The sequence below is a fragment of the Tateyamaria sp. syn59 genome (assembly GCF_007995245.1).
GTDB lineage: Bacteria > Pseudomonadota > Alphaproteobacteria > Rhodobacterales > Rhodobacteraceae > Tateyamaria.
On record NZ_VCBA01000018.1, the window covers coordinates 14,585 to 38,855 of the forward strand.

12 protein-coding genes are annotated in these 24,271 nt (G+C 64.8%); 10 read left to right on the plus strand and 2 right to left on the minus strand.

All coding sequences use genetic code 11. The annotated features are described in order from the left end of the window. The first annotated feature begins 1 nt into the window (after nucleotide 1). Genes FD715_RS20330 through FD715_RS20360 form a run of 7 tightly spaced genes read left to right on the plus strand, consistent with a single transcriptional unit; the run spans nucleotide 2 to nucleotide 18,352 of the window. Nucleotides 2–397, plus strand: coding sequence for a GPW/gp25 family protein (locus FD715_RS20330; protein WP_147114403.1), 396 nt, complete (start codon nucleotides 2–4; stop codon nucleotides 395–397). Next, entirely contained in the window at nucleotides 394–4,008 is a 3,615-nt protein-coding gene (locus tag FD715_RS20335; RefSeq protein WP_147114406.1) for a hypothetical protein, read from the plus strand. Before FD715_RS20330 ends, FD715_RS20335 begins: the two co-directional genes overlap by 4 nt. Further along, nucleotides 4,008–7,070: a hypothetical protein gene (locus tag FD715_RS20340; protein ID WP_147114409.1), complete on the plus strand. Its 3,063-nt coding sequence runs from the start codon at nucleotides 4,008–4,010 to the stop codon at nucleotides 7,068–7,070. The genes FD715_RS20335 and FD715_RS20340 overlap by 1 nt, the downstream gene beginning before the upstream one ends. A 12-nt stretch (nucleotides 7,071–7,082) precedes the next feature. Then, a complete protein-coding gene (locus FD715_RS20345; protein ID WP_147114412.1) occupies nucleotides 7,083–10,343 on the plus strand; it encodes a hypothetical protein in 3,261 nt (1,086 codons plus the stop codon). 4 nt (nucleotides 10,344–10,347) lie between these two features. Beyond that, nucleotides 10,348–11,637, plus strand: a complete 1,290-nt coding sequence (locus FD715_RS20350; RefSeq protein WP_147114415.1) for a contractile injection system tape measure protein — start codon at nucleotides 10,348–10,350, stop codon at nucleotides 11,635–11,637. Further along, nucleotides 11,634–16,970 (plus strand): DUF4157 domain-containing protein, encoded by a 5,337-nt coding sequence (locus FD715_RS20355; RefSeq protein WP_147114418.1) that lies wholly within the window; start codon nucleotides 11,634–11,636, stop codon nucleotides 16,968–16,970. The genes FD715_RS20350 and FD715_RS20355 overlap by 4 nt, the downstream gene beginning before the upstream one ends. Next, nucleotides 16,967–18,352 (plus strand): ATP-binding protein, encoded by a 1,386-nt coding sequence (locus FD715_RS20360; protein WP_147114421.1) that lies wholly within the window; start codon nucleotides 16,967–16,969, stop codon nucleotides 18,350–18,352. Before FD715_RS20355 ends, FD715_RS20360 begins: the two co-directional genes overlap by 4 nt. Here FD715_RS20360 and FD715_RS20365 read toward each other — a convergent pair. After that, nucleotides 18,349–19,509, minus strand: coding sequence for a replication initiation protein (locus FD715_RS20365; protein ID WP_147114424.1), 1,161 nt, complete (start codon nucleotides 19,507–19,509; stop codon nucleotides 18,349–18,351). The two genes, FD715_RS20360 and FD715_RS20365, sit on opposite strands and share 4 nt — an antisense overlap. A gap of 514 nt (nucleotides 19,510–20,023) precedes the next feature. Here FD715_RS20365 and FD715_RS20370 point away from each other — a divergent pair. The 3 genes from FD715_RS20370 to FD715_RS20380 all read left to right on the plus strand — a co-directional run bounded on the left by FD715_RS20370 (nucleotide 20,024) and on the right by FD715_RS20380 (nucleotide 23,097). Then, nucleotides 20,024–21,415, plus strand: a complete 1,392-nt coding sequence (locus FD715_RS20370; protein ID WP_147114427.1) for an AAA family ATPase — start codon at nucleotides 20,024–20,026, stop codon at nucleotides 21,413–21,415. 3 nt (nucleotides 21,416–21,418) lie between these two features. Further along, nucleotides 21,419–22,522, plus strand: a complete 1,104-nt coding sequence (locus tag FD715_RS20375; protein ID WP_147114430.1) for a ParB N-terminal domain-containing protein — start codon at nucleotides 21,419–21,421, stop codon at nucleotides 22,520–22,522. Nucleotides 22,523–22,896: 374 nt separating this feature from the next. Continuing rightward, on the plus strand, nucleotides 22,897–23,097 hold the full coding sequence (locus tag FD715_RS20380) for a hypothetical protein (RefSeq protein ID WP_147114433.1): 201 nt from the start codon (nucleotides 22,897–22,899) through the stop codon (nucleotides 23,095–23,097). On the opposite strand, the gene FD715_RS20385 is transcribed toward FD715_RS20380, so the two are convergent. Next, nucleotides 23,094–24,020: a heparin lyase I family protein gene (locus FD715_RS20385; RefSeq protein ID WP_189799575.1), complete on the minus strand. Its 927-nt coding sequence runs from the start codon at nucleotides 24,018–24,020 to the stop codon at nucleotides 23,094–23,096. The genes FD715_RS20380 and FD715_RS20385 overlap by 4 nt on opposite strands. Nucleotides 24,021–24,271: the final 251 nt, after the last annotated feature.

Here is a 24,271-nt window from a genome sequence, read left to right on the forward strand (position 1 = left end):
GATGGCGATTGAGGACCGCTTCATCGGAACCGGCTGGAGCTTTCCGCCGACCTTCGAGAATGGCGAAGTTCTCATGACGACCGGCGTGCGCAACATCCGCGAAAGCCTGCGCACCATCGTCACCACCAACCTGGGCGAACGGTTGATGCGCCCCGATTTCGGCTGCCTGATCGAGGATGAACTCTTCGGCCCGATGAATGCGACCCGCCTCACGATGATCGAAACCGTCATCCGCCGCGCCATCCTGCTGCACGAACCGCGCGTCGATGCCAAGCGGGTCGCAGTCACCGCAGCCCAGAACACAGGCACCCTGCGGATCGAGATCGAATACGAGATCCGCGGCGCCAAATCCCGGTTCAGCCTCGTGCTGCCGTATGAGCTGGAGGCGGCGCCATGAACGCATGCGACCGGCGCGGCCCCCTCTCTCGAACAGGCACGGCCCAGCCTGACCGCGACATGGCCGAACGGCGGGCCGATCACTTTCACCTCGACGAACGCGACGTGGCCGACCTGATCCTCTTCGGTCGGCGCTTTGCCCGCTACCTGCGCTACTACGCCCCCGACGGCACGCCGACGGGCGACTGGTCCAGCTTTTTCGACAGCGACATTTCCGCCATCCTCGCCTCCATCGCCCGCCTGCCGGTTGACCCGTTCCGCCGGGCGCTGGCGGATGCGCAATCTTTCCTCGAAGCGGACCCAGGCCGACCCGAGGCAGAGCTGCGCGCACATTTCACGCTCAGTTTTCACCTGCCGCTGGCCCTGGTGCAGGAATTGACCCAGCGCCTGACACCCTTGGCGCCCGAACATCCGCTATGGCGCAGCCTGACCCGGCAACTGGGCCAGACCATCGCACCCCGCCTTGCGGATCTGGCCCGCTATCATCAGGGCGGCGTGACCGCTGGCGTCATCGACACCGGCCCGCTTGATCCCGCGGATTTCACCATCGGGGCCAATGCCGGTCCGGGCATCCAGATCGCGGACGAGGTCGCGAATATCGTCTTCGGCACCGCCGCGTTTGAGGATGTCACCCTGCCCCTGCACATCGTGCAGGGATTTGCACCCACAGGCTGGCCGGATTTCTACACCGCGCAAGACCCAGATCCCTCCCCCTACGCGGACGGGGCTGACACCTATGCCCGGATCTTTGACGCGTTGAACTACAACCTCCTGTCCTCCAGCATCGAACGCGTGTTCCAGGCCCTGTCGCGCGCCCGCAGCGAAGCCAACGCGCAACTCGCTGAAAGCCTTGAGAATTTCGCCAGCCACACCCCGCATTACGGATTGTGGCTCGCCTTTTTGTCGATGTTTGACCGGGCGCAGACCGAACTGAACGACCTGACCGGTCGGCATATGGATTTCTATTTCGAGGAGGTCCTGCGCCTCGCCCTGAAGCCGCCCGAGGCCGACCATGTGCACCTGCTCGTGGACCTCGCGCGGGGCACCGAAGCGCATCTTTTGCCGGCCGGAACGCTGTTGCGCGGAGGCAAGGATGCCAGCGGCACCGATGTCACCTATGCGCTGGAGGAGGATTTTGTCGCCAACCGCGCACAGGTCGCGGATCTCAAGGCCGTGTCGGTCGACACAACGATGTTCGCCGGTCTGCCCTATACGCGCGTGCGCGCCGCCCCAGTCGCGATGTCCGCCGATGGGTTGGGCGCTGAACTGCCCAAGGACGCCCCGCATTTCGCACCGTTCGGTCCCGCAGACAGCCCCTTTGCCCGCGTGGGCTTTGCCGTGGCAGACCGGCAATTGCTGCTGCGCGAAGGCACGCGCGGGGTTGAGATCCGATTTACAACGACCCAGCCCGGCGCGCTGTCACCGATGCCGGGTTTTCGCATCCGCCTGACCACAGAGGACGGCTGGCTTGAACTGCCCCACGGCAGCGCCTTCACGGCCACCTTTTCCGCAGGGCAAGTGGTGTTCAACCTCTCGCTTTCAGGCGATCACCCCGCCATCGTGCCCCACGACCCAGAGGTCCATCAGGGCCCCTACCCCGCAGGCATACCCGTCGCCGAAATCCTGCTCGACTGGGACGGCGCCGAGATTGCCGCATCCCGCGCGATGGCCCTGTTTCGCAATGCCAGCCGTGGCGCCATCCAGATCCGAACCCATGCCAACGGATTGCGCCAGATGACAATCCGCACCGATGACGGCACAGCGGATCCGGCCTCCGGCTTCCTGCCCTTTGGCGCAGTGCCGCGGCGCAACGGCACCTGGATCATCGGGTCCGCCGAAGTGTTCTGCCGCCCGCTCGAATCCCTGTCTCTCAAGGTGACATGGGCCGCGCCCTACAGCCAGGGTCTGTTTTTCGACAACGTCGCTGTGGGCAATTACCGCGTGGGTTTTGACTATCTGTTCGGGGGCAACTGGACCAGCGGCAGCACGGCAACCGTGTCCCTCGACCTTGGCGGCGCAGGCGCCCGCACCCTCGCGGCCAAAGGGGTCGACAGCGCTCCGTCCGACGCCGAACTGACGCTCGAAGACCCCGAATACGACGCAACGCAGCGCACCGGGTTCATGCGCATGACCCTCAACCGCGATTTCGGTCATGCCCACTATCTCGATGCCAAGACGCTCGCCCTCATCGCGCTGGCCAGCGGGGCAGAGCCGCCGCCCGATCCGACCGAGACGTTCACCGATGTCCTCGCAGCCGGCGGCACGCCATCCGTCAGCATCGTTTACAATGCCTCCGGTCTGCCCCAGCCGCCCTTCACGCCAGAAGTGGCCGAGATCACGCTCGAGTATCAGGCCAAACAGCAGGCGGCAGCACAGGTCTGGCTATTGCACCCGTTCGGGGTGGAGCCTGACACCGGGCCCGGACGCATCCTGCCCGACCTCCCCTTCGAGGGGGCACTGTTCATTGGGGTGGATGCGCTGGACCCGCCGGAACGGCTGTCGCTCTTGATGCAGGTGGCCGACGGCACCGGCGATCCGCTGCTGGACCTGCCCACGCTTGATCATGCCTATCTGGGCCGCAACGCCTGGACCAGTTTCAAGAACCAGGACGTGATCGACCGCACCGGCGATCTGGCGGGCTCGGGCCTCTTGTCCTACGCCATGCCCGATGACGCCGCCATCGACGCGCCACAGATGCCCGGCGGTCTACATTGGCTCCGTGTATCTGCCGCCGAAAACCCGGCTGCGGTGAACCGCCTGCACATGGTGGCGGCACAGGGCGTGCGTGCGGTCTTTACCGACAACGGCAACGATCCCGCCTTTCTGGACACGCCCCTGCCCGCAGGCACGATCAGCAAACTCCTGATCCCCGATCCGGCGGTCAAGGGCCTGACACAACCCTTCGCCAGCTTCGGCGGACGCGGGCCCGAGGATCGCCCCCGCTTCCACCGGCGTGTGTCGGAACGGCTGCGCCACAAGGACCGCGCTGTGACCATGTGGGACCACGAACATCTCGCTCTCGAGGCGCAGCCCAATCTATACCGTGTCAAATGCCTGAACCACACCGAATTGCAGCGCCAGAACGGCAGCGTTGTCGCAGACAACGAACTGGCCCCCGGCGCGGTCACCGTCGTGGCCGTGCCCTACGTCCTCGACATCGAACCCCGCGACCCGCTGCGGCCCTACGCGGACCGCGCGACGCTGACGGCGCTGCATGACCATCTGGCCAAGCGCTGCTCGCCCTTCGTCCGTCTCGAAACGACAAACCCCAAGTTCGAGGAAATCCACATCCGCATGAACGTCGCCTTCCGCGACGGGATCGCCGACACAGATTTCTACCGCAAAGAGATAGAAGAGGCGCTGATCCTGCACCTCACACCCTGGCAACGGCAGGGCGCGGCGGGGGTCGAATTCGGCGGGCAGGTCTACAAATCCACGATCATAGATTTCGTCGAGGAACTGGCCTACGTCGATTTCCTCGAGGACGTGCAGATGTTTCACAGACCCAAGGCAGATGGACCCGTTCCACCGATTGACCTGGACATCATCCGCGCCACCACCGCACGCTCTGTCCTGGTGTCGGCCCGCAGCCACGTGATCGGGTTGGTCTGATGGCGGACGATCTGTTCATCCCCCGCACCACCACGGCCACCGGCGCACAGGATTACGAGGCGCTCCGCAGGCTTGGCATCGAACGCATCACCGCCCTGTGCGGTGACGTATGGACCAACCAGAACAGCCCCGACGCCGGGATCGCGATGCTCGAGGCGATGGCCTACGGCATCACCGACCTGGGCTACCGCACCGCCTTCCCGATGGCGGACCTGATGACGCGGCCCACGGGCGGCATGGGACCGGCCACTGAAACCGGCCTGTTCCCCGCGCACGAGGTTCTGACGACATCGCCGGTCACCATCGACGATCACCGCCGCCTCCTGATCCGGGTCGAAGGGGTGCGCAACGCCTGGTTCGACCCGATGACGGACCCGCAGGACCCGGACAATTACCGGCTGTCTGAAACGCCCATCTTTGCCGACTGCCTCGCCGACGCGCTGTCTCACGACCCACAGAACGCCGCTGATGAGGACAACCACCCGGTGCAGCTCAGCGGCCTCTACCGCGTGCTGGTGGAACTGGACAAGGACGACCTGCTGGGCTCGCTCAACGAGGCCGCGCTCGAAGTCACGCTGCGCGCCGGGCCGCTCAAGGGCGTGGTGATCGCGCTAGACCAACCGAGTGACACCACCCTGCCCTACGAATACGCCGCCCTGCCCGACCCCATCGACCCCGAGACCATCACCCTCAGCAACACCAGCGACGCGGGCAACGGGATCGAGTTCGGCGCCGACATCACGGTCGCGCAGGGCGGCAACGACATCGCCACGCTGACTGGTATGCGCATCACGGTGCTCGAAGACCGCCCGCGCCTCGCCCCAGACCCGATCCCGGTCACACTTGCGGACCTCGAGGACGCGCTGGACGATCCCGGCGCGGACGGGCCCGTGGCGCTCTACCTGCGCAAACGCGAGGCGCGGCGGCGGGCCCTGACAGCGGTGCGGCGTGTCCTGCACGCCCACCGACCCCTGTGCGAAGACTATTTCGAGATCGCCACCGTCGCCCCCTTCCGGATCGGCATCTGTGCCGACATCGACGTCACCCCCGACGCCGACCTCGAAGAGGTCGAGGCGCGCATCCTCCACGCCATCGAGCTATACTTCAATCCGCCCGCCATCTTTCGCACGCTGGATGCCCTCCTGTCCGACGGCATGCCTGCCGACAAAATCTTCAACGGGCCCTTCATCGACTTCGGGTTCGAGGTCGAAGGGCGGCCCGTCTTCACCAAGCCCGGCTTCATCACCGATGATGACCTTGCGGCCTGTGACCTGCGGCGGCGGGTGCACGTGTCGGACATCATCAACATCCTCGTGGATCTCGACGGGGTGGTGGCGGTGCGCAACCTCACCCTGCGGGCCTACGATGCCCAAGGCGTGGCGCAGGGCGACACCGAACACTGGACACTGGACATTCCCGCAGGCCACCAGCCGGTGCTGTTCTTCCCCGGCACCAAGCTGACGCTCTACAAAAATGAACTGCCCTACCGCGCGCAGCCCACCGAACTGGAACGCACGCTGGAACACCTGCGCGCGCTGGCCCGGTCCGAACTATACGTGCCGCCAGATCAGGTCCTGCCGCCTGTCATCGGGCGCTGGCGCGACCTTGATAACGTGCCGACCCTGCAGAACGATCTGCCCGGAAACTTCGGCACGGGGCGCGACGGCCTGCCCCGTGACGTGCCAGCCGAACGGGTCGCACAGGCCCGCCAGCTCAAGGCATACCTGACCTTCTTCGACCAGGTGCTGGCGGACTACCTGGGCCAACTGGCTGGCACCCGCCGGATGCTGTCACCGGACAAGACGCTGGAACAGACGTGGTTCCCCCCCTATCTCGATCACTTTCCAGGCCTGCGCGACACATTCGAAACCGAGTTCTTCGCGCTGCCTGCCGAACTGTCCAATGACACAACCCGCGTCCGCCTGAACGAGACCGAAGAAGGGTTTCTTGATCGCCGCGCCCGCGCGCTCAACCACCTGATCGCCCGCTTTGCCGAACGCTTTGCCGACTACGCGCTGATCTCGTTCCAACTGTCGGGCGATCGGCTGATGACGGCCCGCGAGCTGATTGACGAACGCTGCGATTTTCTGGCGGACTACCCCCGGCTCAGCCGCGAACGGGGCAAGGGCTTCAACCAGATGCCCGAGGACCCGGACGACATCTGGGACAGCGACAACATCTCGGGGCTGGAACGGCGGGCAGGCAAGCTGCTTGGCATCGCCGACCTGACACGGCGCGACCTGCACTGCGCCGAAGTGTTCGAAGAGTTGTTTTCCACCCGCAACACTGCCGGCAACTTCCGCGTCGAGATCGTCAACGACAGCGACGAGGTTCTGTTTTCGTCAGAAGAGACGTTCCCCGACGCACAGGACGCGCTGGATGCCGCCCGCCCCCTGGAATTCCTGATGGCCGACGCAGACACCTATGTCATCGACGACAGCGCAGGCGACGGAGCCGTGGTCCTGCGGCTCGAAGGGGGCGGCACCATGCTGACCCAACGGGGTACCTTCGACGACACGCACGCGGCCTTTGACGCAGCACGGCAGATCCTGCACCGCCACAACGCGCTCTTGCAGGAGGATTTCTGCGACAGCGAGGGCATGCACCTGATCGAGCACATCCTGCTGCGCCCGCGCACCACGAACGACGCGTTTTTCCAGGTCTGCCTGAACGACGACTGTGCGTTCTGTGGCGAAGAGGATCCCTATTCCTTCCGGGTGTCCGTCGTCCTGCCCTACTGGCCAGAACGCTTTCGCAACCTGCATTTCCGTCGCTTTGCCGAACGGGTCATCCGCGAGGAATGCCCGGCCCATATCCATCCGCGCATCTGCTGGGTCGACAATGCCGATATGGCAGCCCTCGACGCAGCGCATCAGGACTGGCGCAGGGCACTTGCGGCATGGCCCCGCGACGACGCGGCGCTGTCCGAGGCTGCCGCGACCCTGATCGCGGTGCTCGATAGCCTGCGCACCATCTATCCAGCCGCCACGCTGCACGATTGCGACGACGGCGGTGACGACAACATCGTCCGGCTGGATGAAACCAATCTCGGGTATTTCTGAGGGAGAAACGCCATGAACGACCATTCCATCGCGCATTTCGTATCCGGCCAGGTGCTGGGCGCGCGCGCCCTGAACGACGTCGTCTCGTATCTCGAAGGCCAGGACCGGCTCAGCCGCCGCACGCTCTCGGGCATCGGCGTTGTGTGCGGTTTCGACGTGGACGTCGAAGGTGCGCGGGTCGACATATCGAAGGGCGTCGCCGTCACTTCCGAAGGCTACCTGATCACCGACGAGGCCCAAAGCTTTGACCGCTTCCGCCCCTACGAGCTTCCCGTTTCAGATTCCGAAGACGTCACCGAAGCGCAGTTGGAAGAAGAACGCTACCCCTTCTTCTTCGACGCCAACGACACCCAGATCCCGCTGTTCGAGCTTGTCGATACCGATTTCGTCCCCGCCCCGGGCGAAGAAAACCCCGAAGGCCTGACCTCCGCCTTTCTCGCGGACAAAACGGTGATGCTGTTTCTCGAATGCCGCCTGGAATCCCTCAAAAGCTGCGATGTGAACGACTGCTCGGACCGGGGCAGCGAGTTGCGCTTTACCCTGCGCAGGCTTCTGCTAACGCACCAGCAGGCCGACGCCATCATCGCGCAAGAGGCGGAGATCGCGAACCGCCCGGTGGACCGCGCCACCCACCCCATGAACAACCTGCCCCACCTGCGCGTGGAAAAGCTGCGGATTGACGCCACAGGCACCAATAACATGGGCGCGCTGATCCTGCGCATCGTCGGCATCGCCCTGAAGCTTTCCGCACATCTGCCGCAGGCCCTGCGCGACGCTTACGCCGCCTACGACTACATCATCGCCGATCTCTACGCGCCGGGCGAGGATGTCTTTCCCGACACCTACTTCTCGAACGTGTGGGGGCAGCTCGCACAGAACATCTTCATGGTACAGTATTTCTACGACTACATGCGCGATGTGGTCATGGCCTATAACGACTTCGTCGCCGCCGCCGCACGGTTCGAACAGGAATGCCTGCCCAACCCTGGCCGCTTCCCCCGCCACGTCCTGCTCGGGGATGCCACGGCCAAACCCGATGCCTTCGCCACCCGCTTTCCGACCCCGGCGGATGTGCTGGCTTTCGACCCGCTGACAGCCAGCACCGGCGCGGGCCTGCGGCCACGGGCGGAAGCGCGGCGCACGCATTTCGTGCCGTCCCCGGCACATACCCACGGCCCCCGGCTCGAAGAACTGCGCGCCCTTTTCATGCGAATGCACCTGCTGGCCCTCGCCTACAGCACCGTGGATCAAGCCACAGCGCCCATACGCCTAACCCCGTCCAAGACCGGGGACGCACCGCTCAGCGACCGGGCCATCCCCTTCTACTACGCATTCGAACCAGGCAGTGACCTGCATCTGAACTGGAGCTACGGCAAGACCCGCACACGGCTCCTGAACACCGTCTATTCCTACATCTTCAGCGCCCCCGACGACGCGCATCCGCTGCTCTTCCGGCTCGACGATCAGGACTTCATCCGGATCGAAGGGATCGTCGGCAAACCGCTCGGCTCCGCTATGGCGCAACTGGTCGCGTGGAAACGCGAACTGGGCCTGTCCTTTGCCATCGAACCGGTATTCATGCCGCTCGCCCTTGGCCAGGACGACGCGGCAGGTCAGCAGCTTGACGCCGTGGCCCAACGGCAGGCACTCGAAGCGGCCCGCCAACTCCTGCTCTGCAGGCTCGGCCCCATCGACCTGATTTTCCTGGTGGTCATCCGCGCCATCTTCGCCTTCCTCGTCCTGCTGATCCGCCGCCTGTCGGATCAACCGACCACGCCCGGCGCGCTGCTTGCCCCGACCGACAGCCTGACGCTCAATCCCGGCGACACGGCGGCGCGCGGCCCGGCCAGCAGCCTCTTTGAAACCGCCACCGTCGCGCGCTTTGCCCTCGATCTCGACCCGGCTGACACCGACGCACTGCGCCTGCGCGCCGACAGCCTGCGCAGCGATATCATCGCACGCCCCTTCGCCGTCGCCGAAGTGCTCGAGCGTACCGCGGACACCCCGGCGGACGGCACGGCAGGCGCGCTCTTTGCGCAGGTGGGCGATCCGCGCGGCGGCGGCAACCTCTTTGACCGGACCAACCGGGCGATCCGGGCAGAGGGGGGCGATGAGGCGGACGTGCGCGCGGCCTACGCCTCGGTCAGCCTGATCAACCAGTCGGTCGGGCTGATGAACACACTCTCCATCGACAGCCTCGCCGACTTCCGGGTCGACGAATTCAGCACACTCTACCGCGGCTTCGCGCAGGCCTACGAAAACTACGCCGACACCGTGCGGACAACCCCCGCCGCCGCACCCGACGTGGCCGAAAGCCAACGGCGCATCGTGGCTTCGGCAGAACTTGTGGCGGCCCAAAGCAGCGCGTTCGCCGCGTCCAACATCAACACCGAAATCACCGCAGCCCTCCAACAGCTGCTGTCCGAACTCACGCTTGACGGATATGCAAGGCGGCACCCCGGACTCGAACACAGCGCCGGGGTCGAGCCGGGCGGCACCTTCATCCTTGCCTACTGTTCCATCGACGCGCTGCTGGAACATGCCGAACGCATCGGCGTGACGGTGAATACCCCGATCGCAACGCTCACAGACACTACGCCACCGCTGGACAACGCACTGGCCCAGGCCACAGGCGCCCGCGCGGCCGCAACCCGTGACCCGCTTGACCGGTTTGTCGTCGTGGCGGACTTCGAACTGCCCTACCAATGCTGCGACACCGATTGCTCCGACCGCTATATCGGGCGGCGCTTCTCGGCCAGCCCGTTCGGGCGCGAGGTCGATCCCGGCCCCATGGGCGTGCCACCCTTTGACGATGACACACCCACCAGACCCGGCGGCGGCGGCAATTTCGGCGGGCCGGGCAGTTTCACCGGTCGCTTCGAACGTCCCGTGGTCAACAGCATCAGAACCCCCGGCGGCATCCTCTGGCGCGCTGAAAGCCCGGTGCCCACGGACCCCGACGACGGGTCACAGCCCCTGCCCACACCCGATATCCCGATCACGCGCGAACGTGCCATCCTGCGGGGCATCGTCGCGCTTGAACCCGGCCGTAACGCGGACCCGATCCCCGACACCGAGGTCATCCTGTCCGAGGCCGGAGCCGCCACGCGCCACATCGCCACGGAGGACGGACGGTTCGAAATCACGGTCCGCCCGGGCATGATGGCCGTGGGCGCCGCCTCCCCCGATCTGCAGGGTACAATGACCACGCTGCACCTCGATCCCGGCGAAGAACACGACATCGTCCTCGTGGTCAGCCGGCGCCGGGGCTGATCCCGTGGGGCGGCATGTGCACCGGGTCGGCTGCGTGCGGTTCCAGGTCACGGGGCCCGACCAATCCGCCATTCTGCAGTGGCGGACCCGGCTGGATGCCGCAGGCGCAGACGATCTGCCCGCCGCCCTCGACACGGCGCTGACCGAGGTATCGCCCGGTGACGATGACATCCTTGTCATCGACAGGCTCGTGGTCGACCTCGGCACATTCGCCCCCGACGACTTCGATCTGGACCGACTGACCGCCGCCACGCAAAAGGCCCTGCATCGCGTCAGGATCGACACGCCCCGCGATTCCGGAGCGCTCGGCACCGGAACCGACAGCGACCCTGAAACGCCCGAACCGGGCCGCGCCTACCGGCTCACGCGCGGTCTGTCGGCCCAGCGGACGCTGATGCACTACCTCGCGACGGGCCAGATCAGCCAACAGGCCCCGTTCCCGGATCTTGCCACGCTGTACGACGCCGTAACCGACAATGGCCCCACGGCCATGGACTTCCGCGACCTGCTGCTGTCCTCAACCCGCACCGGGCGGCTTGCCGTGCTCTTGCGCCTCTTTGCAACCGCCCCGCCGAATTTGGCACTGCGCCTTTTGACCGCCGCGTTTCCCGATCCGGCCGCCGCGATCAAGGCGACCCTCTCCCCTGCCCCCAGAGGCACAAAAAACCCTGACACGGGGCGCGCAGAGACCTTGGCCCATCAGATCGACAGCCTGCTGGAGACAGCACACCCCACCTCCCAAAACTCGACACGCAAGGAAAAGGCACGTGACACGGACCCCAACGCCGAACCATACGGCATCGAATGCGACAATGCCGGACTGGTGCTGCTGCATCCATTCCTCTCCGCCTATTTCACCGGCATCGGACTTGCCGAGGGGCGCAACTTCGTCAGTCCCGACGCACAAGTGACCGCAGCCCGTCTGCTCCACGCCATCGCCACCGGCGATGAGGCAGGCGAAGAACCCGACCTCGGAATACCGCGCCTTCTTTGCGCCGTGCCCCCGGATCTGCCCGTGCTGCCACTTGCTCCGCTCGACCCCGATCATCTCGCCGAAGCCGACCGCATGCTCGACGCTGCAATCGCGGCGTGGAAGGGCGTGGGCCACATGTCCCCCGCCGGTCTGCGCGAAACCTTCCTGCAACGTGGTGGTCTCCTGCAGGGGCCGGAGGATGCCCTGCGCCTGACCCTCGAACGGCGCGGCGTCGACATCCTGCTCGACCGCCTGCCCTGGACGCTCAGCGTGATCAAGCTGCCGTGGATGCCCGCCCCGCTCAAGGTGGACTGGATATGAAAACCGCCGCCCGGATACAGTCGCAGACCGAAACCGGTCGCGCGTCCGGGCGTCCGCAGGGCCCGTTTTTCAGCGGCCCTGCCGTGCAGGCCAAGCTGAACGTCTCCCGCCCCGGCGACAAACACGAACGGCAGGCCGATCAGGCGGCGGATGCCGTCGTGCATGGCCGCGGCCCTCTCAGCCGCGGCGGCCCCATCGCCAGCCGCATGACACCCGTTGTGCAACGCGCGATGGAGGATGACACCGCCCAGGCCATGCACGACCGCGCCTCTGACCCGCAATACGAGGAACACGAACCGGTCCAGCGCCCCGACTACCCCACCGTCGAAGACGAACCCATCCAGATGGCCGAGGAAGAGACGGCACAAACCGCCCCGGAAGAGGCCCAGATGGCGGAGGAGGAGGTGCAAACTGCCCCCGAAGACGCCCAAATGGCCGAGGACGAGGTCCAGACCGCGCCGGAAGAGGCACAGATGGCGGAAGACGACGCGCAGATGGCGCCGGAGGACGAGCAGGTCCAGGCACGCGCCCAGGGTGCCCCGCCCTCCGCCCGCGCAATCCAGATGGCCCGCGTGGAACGGCAATTGCGGGCCGCGCGCGGGCGCGGCAACCCCCTGCCCGAGCCCACCCGGCGCAAGATGGAGGCGGGGCTCGGTGCCGATCTCTCCGGCGTGCGCATCCACACCGACACGCCCGCGGCCCTGATGACCAAGCTGCTGAACGCCAAGGCGTTTGCCTCCGGTCGCGACATCTTCTTTTCGCCCACCCGCTTTTCCCCCGGCACCCAGCGCGGCGACCACCTCATCGCGCACGAGGTCGCCCACACGCTGCAACAGGGCGCCATTGAACTCAGCGACAACGCCCCCGCCCAACGCGCCCCCGAAGGCGACACCGTCGCCTCGCGTCCAGAAAGCCTGCGCGCCATCGGCTACGCCCGCCAGCACATCGGCAAGATCAACACCAAGCTGACGGACGAGGACGGCAACCGCCAGGGCTGGGAACGGCTGCTTGAGATCTTCCGCGGCGCCTTTGACGGCGACGTGATCAGCCCGGCGGTGATCCAGAAACCGATCATGAAAGATCCCGGAGGGCTGCCGCACTGGTGCGGCATCTTCGCCTGGTCCATGCTGCGCAAGGCGGGCATCCCGCTGCCGCCCTGGCAACTGGGCAAAAGCATCCTGCCCCATGTCGAACCGCGCCCGCCCAACAAGCTGCCGGAAAAGGGCGACATCGCCTACCGGCAGAAATGGCCCGGCCTCGACAAGTTCACCCACCACCAGGCCCTCGTCACGGGCGTCGAAAGCGTGGAAACCGCCGCCGGAAAACCCTTTGACGCGGTCATGATCCGCACGGTCGACGGCAACACCGCAGGCAACGACAACCTCGGCGGCCAGGTCGAGGAGAAATGGCTGCCCGCCCGGCTCTGGGACCACTTCTTTGACCCCACGGCCAAGGTCGACCTGCCCGACGTGCCGCTGATCGAAACCGACCGCGCGTCCGATGATCTGGGCGGCCTCGGCCCCGAAGACGTCCCCCAGACCGACAGCGCAGACCCCACGCCCGAGGCCGAGTTAACCCCCGACGAGGCCGACGCCGCCCCGCCCCCACTGCCCGGCGACGTGCTGCAACCCTCAACCGAAGAGGTGGGCGTCGACCTGCCCCCGGCTCCCGACGCCTCCGTCGAACCCCCCGCCAAGATCGAAAAGCTGACGCTCGAAGGATCCTCCGACCAGGCGATGACGTCCTTCCTCGACGCCGGGCCCAGCCAGATGGCGATGACCGCGCCCACCGTCGGCAGCACGCTCAACGCCAAGGCCGATGGCGAAAAGGCGGACGCCGCCGACAACCCGCCTGTGCTCAAGGCGCAAACCGGGGGCGAACTGAACCCCGAACTCACCGCCCCTTCCGACATTCCCACACCTGCCGACACCACGCTCGCAGCCGACGGCACCGGCCCCGAAAACGGCGACCTCACCCCCGATCCCTACGAGGAAAAGGGCACAGCCCCCAGCACCAAGACCATGCGCGACAAGGTCAAGAAACAGCCCGAGGGCGGGTTTCTCGACTGGCTGCGCAACCAGTTCGCCAACATCATGGCCAGCATCCGCACCAGCGATGACAGCATCAACACAGGCGCAGGCGCACGCAAACGGGTCGCGCTGACCGGCAACGCCGATCTGGGCCAGATGGGGCGGCAACGGTCCGAGGGCACCGAAAAACTGCGCGGCGAACGGGACAAGCAGACGGCGGCCTTCCGCAACCACCCGGGCCAAAGCAATATCCAGCCCCGCAAGGTCGACGAAACACGCACCGCCACCGTGTCAAGGGAACCCACCGAACCGGTCACCGACATCCCCCCCGATGACGGGGCCGCCGAATACGTGGGTGCCGAACTGCCGCAAAACGTGCGCGATGCGGCAGATGCCAAGATCGCCCCAGACCTGCACGCAAACCTGGCCGACGCCCGCGCAGAAACCGTCGCCGCCGCCAGCAAACGCGACGCCGACCGCGATGCCAGCGAGGCCGAAGCCGAAAGCCGCGCGGAAAAGGCCAACACCGACGCGGACGATCTGCAGCGGCAAGCCGTGGTGGCGGGGCGCACCGACGTGGCCCGCAAACAGGGCGAGGCCATCGGCCAGGCCTATGACGGGGTCGCCAAATTCGCCACCGACGCGGGCCAACGCGAAACCGACGACACCAAGAAAATCCGCGACGACGTCAAGACCGAGGAAGGCAAGGCCGACAAGGAACTGGACAAGGGCGAGGGAAAGGCCCGCCAGCACAAAAAGGACGAAGAGGCCAAAGCCGCCGCAAAGAAAAAGGAACTCAAGGAAAAGAAGGAAAAACAGGGCCTGCTCGACCGCGCCGCCAGCTTCGTCAAGGATGTGGTCAGCAAGATCACCGAAGCCATCGACGCGATCTTTGACGGGCTGCGCAAGCTGGTCAAGGCGGCCATCGACGCGGCCAAGGATCTCGCCATCGGCATCATCAACGCCGCCCGCGCCGCCGCCATCACCGCCCTCGAAGGGTTCCGCACCTTTGCCAAGGGCCTGATCGACACGACCGTCGGCACCTTCTTTCCCGATGTCGCCAAATCCATGAACGAGGGGATCGACGGCGTTGTCGATACCGCCGTCGACGGGGTCAACGCGGCAGCCGACGGCGCCATCGCGGGCGTCGAGGCCGCCGCCGACTGGCTGGGCAAGAAGCTCAATGAAATCCTCGACAAGTTCAAGGCAGCCCTGAAAGGTGCCGTGCGCATGGCCGGGGCGCTGATGACGGGTGATTTTGCGGGGGCCGCCCGCATTGCCGTCGAAACCGCCTGTGAAATCGCCGGGATCGACCCGCAGCCGATCTTTGACTTCATGGACCGGGCGAAATCGCAGGTGGCCGCGATCCTGAAGGCACCCGGCAAGTTCATCAACAACGTGATGACCGCCGTCGGCATGGGCGTGCGCGGCTTTGCCGAACGGTTCGGCCAGCATTTCAAGACCGGGGCCATTCAGTGGCTGACTGGGGCGCTGTCCACCGTGCCGATCACCCTGCCCGACAAATGGGACATCAAGGGCATCTTCAGCCTGGTGGCCCAGATCCTGGGCATCACCTACGACAACATCAAATCCCGCGTGATCAAGAAATTCCCGAAGGCGGCCAAGATCTTCGACCTCGTCGAAGCCGGTTTCGCACTGGTGAAAAAGCTGATCGACAAGGATTTCAGCGGCCTCTGGGAAGAGGTCAAGGCCAAGCTCGCCAACCTCAAACAGACGGTCATCGACGGGATCAAGGGCTGGGCCATCACCAACGTGATCAAGGAGGGGATCATATGGCTGCTCAGCCTGCTGAACCCCGCCTCCGCACTGGTCAAGGCGCTCAAGCTGCTGGCGGATCTGGTGTTCTGGCTGATCGACAATTTCGAACGGATCAAGACCTTCGTGCTCAGCGTCTACAGCGCCATTTCAAACATCGCCGCAGGTGTGCTCGGCCCCGCGGCCAAAGCGGTCGAGGACGCGATGGCGCGGTCCCTGCCCGTCGTCATCTCCTTCGTGGCCTCCGCCATCGGCTTGGGCAACATCGGCGAAGCCGTGCAGGGCGTGATCGCCAAGATCACCGCGCCCATCAACAAGATGATCGACGCGCTCATCGACCGCATCGTGGCCTTCGCCAAAAAGCTCTGGGGCAAGACCAAGGAAGGCGCCAAAAAGGTCAAGGACAAGATCCTGAAATGGTGGAAGGCCAAGCGGCCCTTCACCTCCAAGGACGGCGGGTCGCACGAGCTCTACTACAAGGGCAGCGGCGCGGGCGCCGATCTGTGGATCGCGTCCAAGCCCAGCCCGGTGAAAAAATTTCTTAACAAAAAGATCAAGGAGGCCGACGACGCCGGCGACAAGGCGCTCTTCAAAAAGGCGCTCAAGCAATACGGCACCGTCCTCAAGCACGAGGCCGCACTTCAGAAACTGATCACCAAGAACGCCAAGAAATCGCAGATCAACGCCGAAGAGGCAAAATTCCGCTCCGCGCTCGACACGGTCAGGGACACCTTACGCCAGACCAATCTCGGATCCGCCGCCGAGGAACAGACACAGGTCAAATTCACCGACGGCTCGACCAAATCGGCCTACGCCCTCCCGCTCACACGGCTTGAAGGCAACACCAAGGGCTCCGCACCCAAATCCTCCGCCGTCAGCCCCGAATGGACCCACGCCACCCTGATCGATACCGATGCCAAGGGCAAACGCATGAACCTCTGGGTGCGCGGCCACCTGCTCAACGACAACCTGCACGGTCCGGGTGAAAACAAGAACCTCGTGCCCATCACCCAAAAGATGAACAGCAAGATGCGCACCGGGGTCGAGGCGCAGGCCAAATCGCAACAGGCCAAAAGCGAAGACCCGATGTTCTACAAGGCCGACGCGACCTTCTGGTCGGCCGCCGCCCCCGTCAACCGCTTCCCCAAATCCATCACCGTCAAATGGGGCCTGTCGGAAAAGAACGGCAAGAATTTCCGGCAGAAAAAGACGCTTGGCCAGGACACCATCACCATGCCCGAAAAGCCGCCCCTCACCGCAACAGCCAAGGCGCCCAGCATCGCCGAGGGCAGCACCAGCCAGATCCTCGCGGGCATCTCGGGGCATGGCGGCGTCACCACCCATTTCGTCACCACCCACCTCATCGCCAAATCCCCGTTCAGCTCGCGCGCCAACATGCGCTCGCGGCTCTACACCAAGGTCAAGGCCGAGCTGATCGCCCATGGCGGCGATGACCACGCCAACACCCGCAAACGCTATGTCGACAACACCTACAACGCCCTCAAAGCCGGAGACATTCGCCTGTGAACCGCCCCACGCACGGCCCCGAGGATCTGGGCGCCGACAACACCGCCAACCTCGAAGAGGCGTTCACCCTGCTGGCCCGGCTGATCAAGGCGCGAATCAAGGGGGACGACATCGCCCCGGACGGTGCCATCGCCATCGACTTCTTCGATGACGGATCGGAACTGGGCAACCTCATCCGCGACCGGCGGCCCAGCTTTGCCGAATACATCTGCCTCCTGCTCGCGCTGGCCCCGCACGCCATGCCCATGCTGCTCGACCGTGAAATTCGCGCAGCCCTGTCGCAACAGGGGGATTTCCCCGAAATCGGCGGCATCCGGCATGACGGATCGCGCACCTTCCTGCCCACGGGCCAAACGGCGGCCTACCTGCTCGCCGATGCCGACCTCGAAGGAAGGTTCGAGGTGCAGCGCCTCTTTCGCCCCGACCACTGGTTCGCCCTCACGGGCATCCTGCGGCTCGAAACACCCGAAGAGGGCGCGCCCGCCCTCGCGGGGCGCCTCGTCATGGCACGCGACTGGGCCGACCGGCTCACGCTCGGCGCAGCCGAGGCGCCGCCCTTCTCCGCCGCCTTCCCGGCCCGGCGCATCCGCACCCAACTGGCCTGGGACGACCTCGTCCTGCCCCCCGCCACCCGCGAACAACTGGACGAGCTGCTGCGCTGGACCCGGCACGAGAAAAAGCTGGCCAGCGACTGGGGCTTTGGCCCACGCCTGCGCCAAGGCTACCGCGCGCTCTTTCACGGCTCCTCCGGCACGGGCAAGACCTTTGCCGCCACCCTTCTGGGCCGCTCCACCGGGCGGGCCGTCTACCGGGTCGACCTCTCGGCCATCGTCTCGAAATACGTGGGCGAGACGGAAAAGAACCTCGCCACACTCTTTCAGGCCGCACAGCGCCGCGACTGGATCCTGTTCTTCGACGAAGCCGACGCGCTCTTTGGCAAACGCACCGCGGTCAAGGACAGCCACGACCGCTATGCCAACCAGGAGGTGTCGTACCTCCTGCAACGGGTCGAGGAGTTCGACGGGCTCTGCATCCTCGCCTCAAACCTGCGGGCCAATATCGACGACGCCTTCCTGCGGCGATTCAACTCGATCATCCGCTTTCCCGAACCGGCCCCGCCCGAACGCGCCGCCATCTGGGACAGGGCCCTGCCCGACTGCGGCCCGGCCCCCGACCGGGCCGCCATGATCGACGCCATCAACGGCTACGAACTCACCGGTGGGGGGATCGTAAACGTCGCCCAATTCGCCGCGATCGAGGCGGCGGCACGCGGTGAAACCACCCTGCAACTGCGCGACCTCGAACTCGGCATCCGCCGCGAAATCGAAAAGGAAGGCCGCGTCTTCCGCCCCAAATCGGACCAGCGCAAGGGCAAGGGCTAAACCCCGTCAAACGCCCCGGGCACCAGGTCCTCCCAGAACGCGCGGATGGCCTGCGCATTCAGCGCCGACATCCAGCCATGACGCTCGAAATCATCGCGGGCGGCCCCGTCAAGCTGGCTCAGAAACAACCGCTTGTCTGCATCGCGCTGGGTTGGACTGCGCCCCGCCACCAGATCCTGCACCACCTTCAGCCGGGCAGCCCGATCCGATGTCACAGGCGCCGTAGGGGCCTCGTAATCGGCCTGCATCGCGGCTGTCAGGTAACTCACCGGATTGCGCACGCCGTGCTGGCCCGCCACGTAGTCCATCTTGGCGGCCACATGGTCCTCCCCATGCTCGGCCACCCACTGGCGCGCCAACCGGTCGCTGACCCCCAGCGCGCGCAGCCGGGCATAGACCGGCGCGTTGCGCACCCCCTCCCCGTCGTCCAGATCCAGAATCGCCAGCTGCGGGTTCTCCTTGATCTTGAACCGGATGTCGCTGACCGCCCTGCCCCGCTTGCGGATCTCGGGCGTCAGGATGATGTTCGACGACTTGTTCACCTCCGCCACCGCGGGCTTGATGATCTTGGCGTTCAGATGCTTGTAGGTCTCGTAATAGGCACTGTCGCCCACCCCCATTAGGCGCCGGAACAGGCCCAGGTCCCACCACCCCGTGCTGCCTGTCCGCACAAACCGGTAACAGTTCTCATAAAGCGCCAGCGCATGACCGGACGTGAACCGGCGCTGGATGTTCAGGTTGATCAGGGCAAACACCTTGGGGTCGTTCAGCTTTTCCGCCAGCGCCGGGGAATACGCGTATTCACACACACCCCCCTTCAGCTTGGCATAGGAAAGCAGGCTCGAAACCCCCCATTCCTGTTGCCCCTTCGCATCCAGCATGTCCCATTCCGCCACCGTCTCGGCCAGCCCCCGCAGCGACTGTTTCAACGTGTCCATGTCGTTCGAATTATAGCCGATCATCATGCACAAGGTGCGCGCATCGATGACATGTGTGGCCTGGCTGGTCAGCGTGTCATAGGCGTTCAGCAGCAACACGTTCGACAACTTGCGCTGGAGCAGCGTCAGCTTGCCCGACACGTGAATGGCCGCGACATGCTTTTTGACGGCACTGCGCCGCAGCGCTCCGCTCAGCTTCTCCCGGTCGATGTCCTGCATGGCTGCTCGCCTTATTGATTGCCAACAGTATCCCCCGAAAGGCACCCGCAGACAAGTCCGCTCAAGGTGCCTGTTTGGTGGCGGTCTGGCGTCCCGCAAAGGGGTGCCTTTGGCGCAAGCCGGAAGGTTTAGGCACCCGAATACGGGATAGGTGCTCTGAGGGTGAGCGTCTAAATCGCCCACTTAGGGTCTAATACGCTGCATCCCGACTCTGGGTGCCCCATACCACGCGAATCGGCACCTCTTGTCCCGTAGACTGGCGCCTCTGGTCCCGCATAAGGGTGCCTTTCATCCCGCAGACCGGCACCTGAATGAACTTACCCCCTTGAATTTAAATAGGTATTTTTAGGAAAAGACTCTAAAGTCCTGAAAGATTCTTCAATCTTTTTGGACGTGTTCTTCTTTTCGAGTCCTAAGAATGGGTGAATTTACCGTACGATGGATTCACTTTACATCCATCATGTGCGATAAAATATCCTAAGTCGCCAAAAGACGCGCACATCCCCGAGGTTCCATGACGTCCCCGAGCAAACCCCACATGCCGCCCTACTTCAACATCGACCCGGCCACCGCCGCGTCCCGCCTGTCCGATCCTATAGATACCGCGCGATTCGCCAAGGCTGCCGCCTTCGGGGCCAAGGGGCGCGATGATCTGGCGCGGCGCGGCTATGCCCCCGATGGGCGCAAGCGTCTACGGAGTTTCTCCACATGGGAGGTGTGCCGTTACCTGCTGCCCGTTGCCCCCGCGCATCTCCGGCGCGTGCTCAAGGCCAATCCGGACCTGCCCCAGGGCACTGGTGAGGGAAACACCAAGTGGTTCACCCTTGAGGACATCATGGCGCTGCGCGATCACTTCGCTGCCGAGGGGGCCGCGAACAAGGAATACAAATCCTGGCGCCCCGAGGGCCTGCCCGCCAAGATCGTGGCCGTCGCCAATTTCAAGGGCGGCGTGGGCAAGACCAGCACCTGCGCCCACCTCGCGATGAGTGCGGCGCTTGATGGCTACAAGGTTCTGGTCGTCGACCTTGACAGCCAGGGCTCTATGACCTCCATCATGGGCGGTCAGGTCGAGGATGAATGGCAGACAGCCTTCCCGCTCATGGCCAAGGATTTCGCCCGCCACATGCAGGGCGAAAACGCCATCCGGCAGGCGCAGGGGGGCACCGCACTGCCCTTTGACGAAACGTTAACAGAAGCCCTGGAGGTTTCGCCGCGAAACCTCATCCAGTCCACGCACTGGCCCAATATCGACCTGATCGGCGCTCAGCTGAACCTCTACTGGGCCGAGTTTCAGGTGCCCGTCTGGCGCCTGCAAAGCCGGTCGTGGCCCCTCTGGGACGCGCTCACGAACGCCTTCGACAGCGAGGGAATTCTTGACGATTACGACATCATCCTGCTCGATACCCCCCCTGCCCTCGGCTACCTGACGATCAACGCCCTGGCCGCCGCCGACATCCTCGTCGTGCCCCTTGGCGCCAGCTTCCTCGAGTTCGATTCCACGGGCCGCTTCTTCGACATGCTCTACTCGACCTTCGCCTCCATCGAGGACGGCGAGAACAGCGTGCGCCGCCGCGACGGGCTGCCGGAGATGAAGTTTGAATGGGACGCCGTGCGCACTCTCATCACCCGCTTTGACGCCTCCCAGCAGACCGATCTGGCCAACGTGATCCAGGCCTATTTCGGGGATTTCATGGCCACCTACCGGCAGGATCTGACGGCCATGGTCGGGCAGGCCGCCGAGCAGGTGAACGGCATCTACGAGGCCGACCACCGCCAGTTCAACCGGGACACCTATGTCCGGGGGCGCGAGGCCTTCGACCAGACCTGGGCCGAGGTCAAGGAGGTGATCCTGGGGACGTGGTGGCGGGACAGCCAGATGATGCAGCCGCAACAGAGGGAGGGTTAAGACATGGCCAAGCGCAGACGCCTTGAGGCCCCTACGGCCGCTGAGATGAACCAGATCGAAGAGGAGTTTCGCCGCGAAACCTCCCCTCCGCCGCGCGCCGCGGCCCCGATTGCCCAGGTGGCGGCGGAGACGGCCGGAGAGCTGAGCTTTGGTGATCCCGCCACCCGCGCCGAACAGGCCCGCGACAAGGCCGATGCCACCCGTCTGCGGGATGCGGAGGAGCAGGGCCTGATCCTGCTGGACGTGCCGCTGGATCAAGTCAAACCCGACGCCATGATCCGTGACCGCAGCATGCTGGAGCAGGACGAGTTGACCGAGCTGCAGCTGTCCATCGCCGCCAACGGGGTGCGGCTGCCCATCGAGATCTTCGCCCTCGAAGAGCAGGCGGACGGCGCGCCGGCCTATGGTCTGCTGTCGGGCTACCGCCGCTACATGGCCGTCCAGAACCTGCGCGCCCTGCATGGCTCCGGCCCCTATGACAGCATCCGCGCGATCCTCCGGCAGCCAAAGGCCGACGCCGACCGCTTTGCCGCCATGGTGGAAGAGAACGAGGTGCGCGCGTCGCTGAGCCACTACGAGCGTGGGCGCATCGCGGTGATCGCGGCGCAGCAGGGTGCGTTTGAGAACACCGAAGGGGCCGTCAACGCGATGTTTCCTGTCGCTTCGAAGGCGAAGCGGTCCAAGATCCGGTCCTTTGCCCTGATCTTTGAGGAGCTGGGCGACCTGCTGGTGTTCCCGGAGCGGATCAAGGAGAAGGAAGGGCTACGGCTGTCGGCGGCGTTGCGGGCGGGCGGCGAGGACCGGCTGCGCGAGGTTCTGGCGACGGGGCAGGGGACCGACCCGGAGAGTGAATGGGCCCTGCTGGAAGCTGTGCTGCCGGAGTTTGAGAACGGCCCGAAGGTCACGGCGCGCGGGGGGCGGCCCAAGCTGAAGGTGCCCAAGCCCGGCTGGCATGGCAACGACACGCTGCAGCTGTCCAACGGGATCACCCTGCGCAAAGAGAGCGATTCATCGGGGTATGTCATCCGGATCGCGGGCTCCGCTGTCGATGCCGAGCTGATGGACAGTCTGATCGAGGAAATCCGGCGGCTGCTGGAAGCGCCCTAGGTTTCGTGGCGAAACCCGGTTTCTGGAGCCAGCGGCCATTTGCCCTTGTTAGGGTCTGTTTTTGCGAGTTTGCGGGCATGACCAGCCGTGAAAACGCCACCTGCGGTGCCTTGGGTACGGTGCCGTAGGTCAGCCGGATCCGGCACAAAAATGGTTGTGCAGAGACTGTATCGGCGGCGTCAAAAATAGCATCTTAGTCCCTGAACTGTGCCCAATTCCGCCCGAATTGTGCCCAACTCTTGCCAGAAAGGCCCGGAACGCGGTATCAACTTCACGGGGAAACGTCCTGTGCGGCACCTGGGAAGGTCGCATAGGGACGAGTGTGTACGGATGCCAAACGACCGTTGCACGAGGCTGCTGACGAGGACGATGCCATGCGCTGCTTGAAAGACCAAAGCGTCAAGACCATCGACGTGGAACCTGGACAGGACGCCCACGCGGTGTTGGGTCAATCCGGTGCCCTGCGGTTTGCCCGCAGCAATGGCGCGATGGCGGGGCAGGGGGCTGTGTCGGTCGACGGTGATGTGGTCACCGTGAGCTTTGTCGACGGCACCACCGTCAACATCAAGGCTTAGTCGACGGGTTGCGAGCCCGACGCGATTGAAAAGCGGATGTCGGTTTCAAAATGTGACCGTCCTGCCCTGAATTCATCATAGTACACGATCAGGTTTGGCTTGGGGGCGTTGTTCGTCGCCTTGTCCCACCGTTTGTGCCATGTGGAAAACACGCCGCGCCGGTGATGCGGCGTGGTGGATGAGCCAGCGGTTTGCGGGCTGACCAGCGGGCCGGAATAGTCGCATTTCAGCGTGTCATCGACCCAGACCCTGAGATAGCCGTCAGGGCCGGTGCCGAAATTGGTGTTCACGGTGATGTCGACCCACGTGCCGCGCTTTGCCTGCATATCGAACAGGCGGCAGACGTAGCCATCATTCTGCGCCGATCCCCAGCCGCGGGCGTTTGCGATGTCGCTGAGGTGGACCACCAGATCGCCACTGGCCGCCCCAGTTTCGGCGCAGATGGAGGGGTCGCATGCGTCAAAGTCGCCTTCGTCCGTGCCAAGCTGCAGGAACCGGAACACGGGCCGGTTGTCGCCGCCGACGGTCCATTGGCCAAAGACCAGTCGGAGGGAGTTTTCTTTGGTAAAGGAGGGGACGGTGGCGTTGTAGAAGCTGTAGCTGTACCAGGTGTCCTGACCGACCCGCGCCGGATTGATGTCATCGGTCATCCGAATCTCGGCCCGCGAGCGGGGCTCAAGGCAATCGGAGCCGCCGCAATCGCCGTTGCGCAGTTCGAACCGTTCGGAGCGGTCCCCGTAGCGCACGGGGTCGCCTGCCGTTCTGAGGCCGTAGCGGAAGTTGTGGGGTGCCGGGCTGAAATTGCGGGTGTAGCCCTGTGGCACAGAGGGATTGCCGAACGCGCCTGTGTCGCTGGCCAAGCGCGTGATGTTCTGCTCGATCACGGACAAACAGCCGCCCAATGCGGTGCATGCGACCAGCATGCTGCACATCTTGATTACCTGCATTTGCCTCGTTTTCCCGTTACTTGCGGACTGCTGATTTGGGCATTTGATGACAGATCCGGCGTTTGATGCCGTGTTTTTGTGGCGCTTGCCTTTGGCATATTTTGCACAGGAAGGCGGGTTGCGTTCACCTCTCTGCGGAAAAACGGGTGACTGTCGTGACAGAATTACCACAGCCGTTCGGGTTTTTTGGGCGTGTCCGGATGTGGCGCTTTCCCGCTTATGGGCGT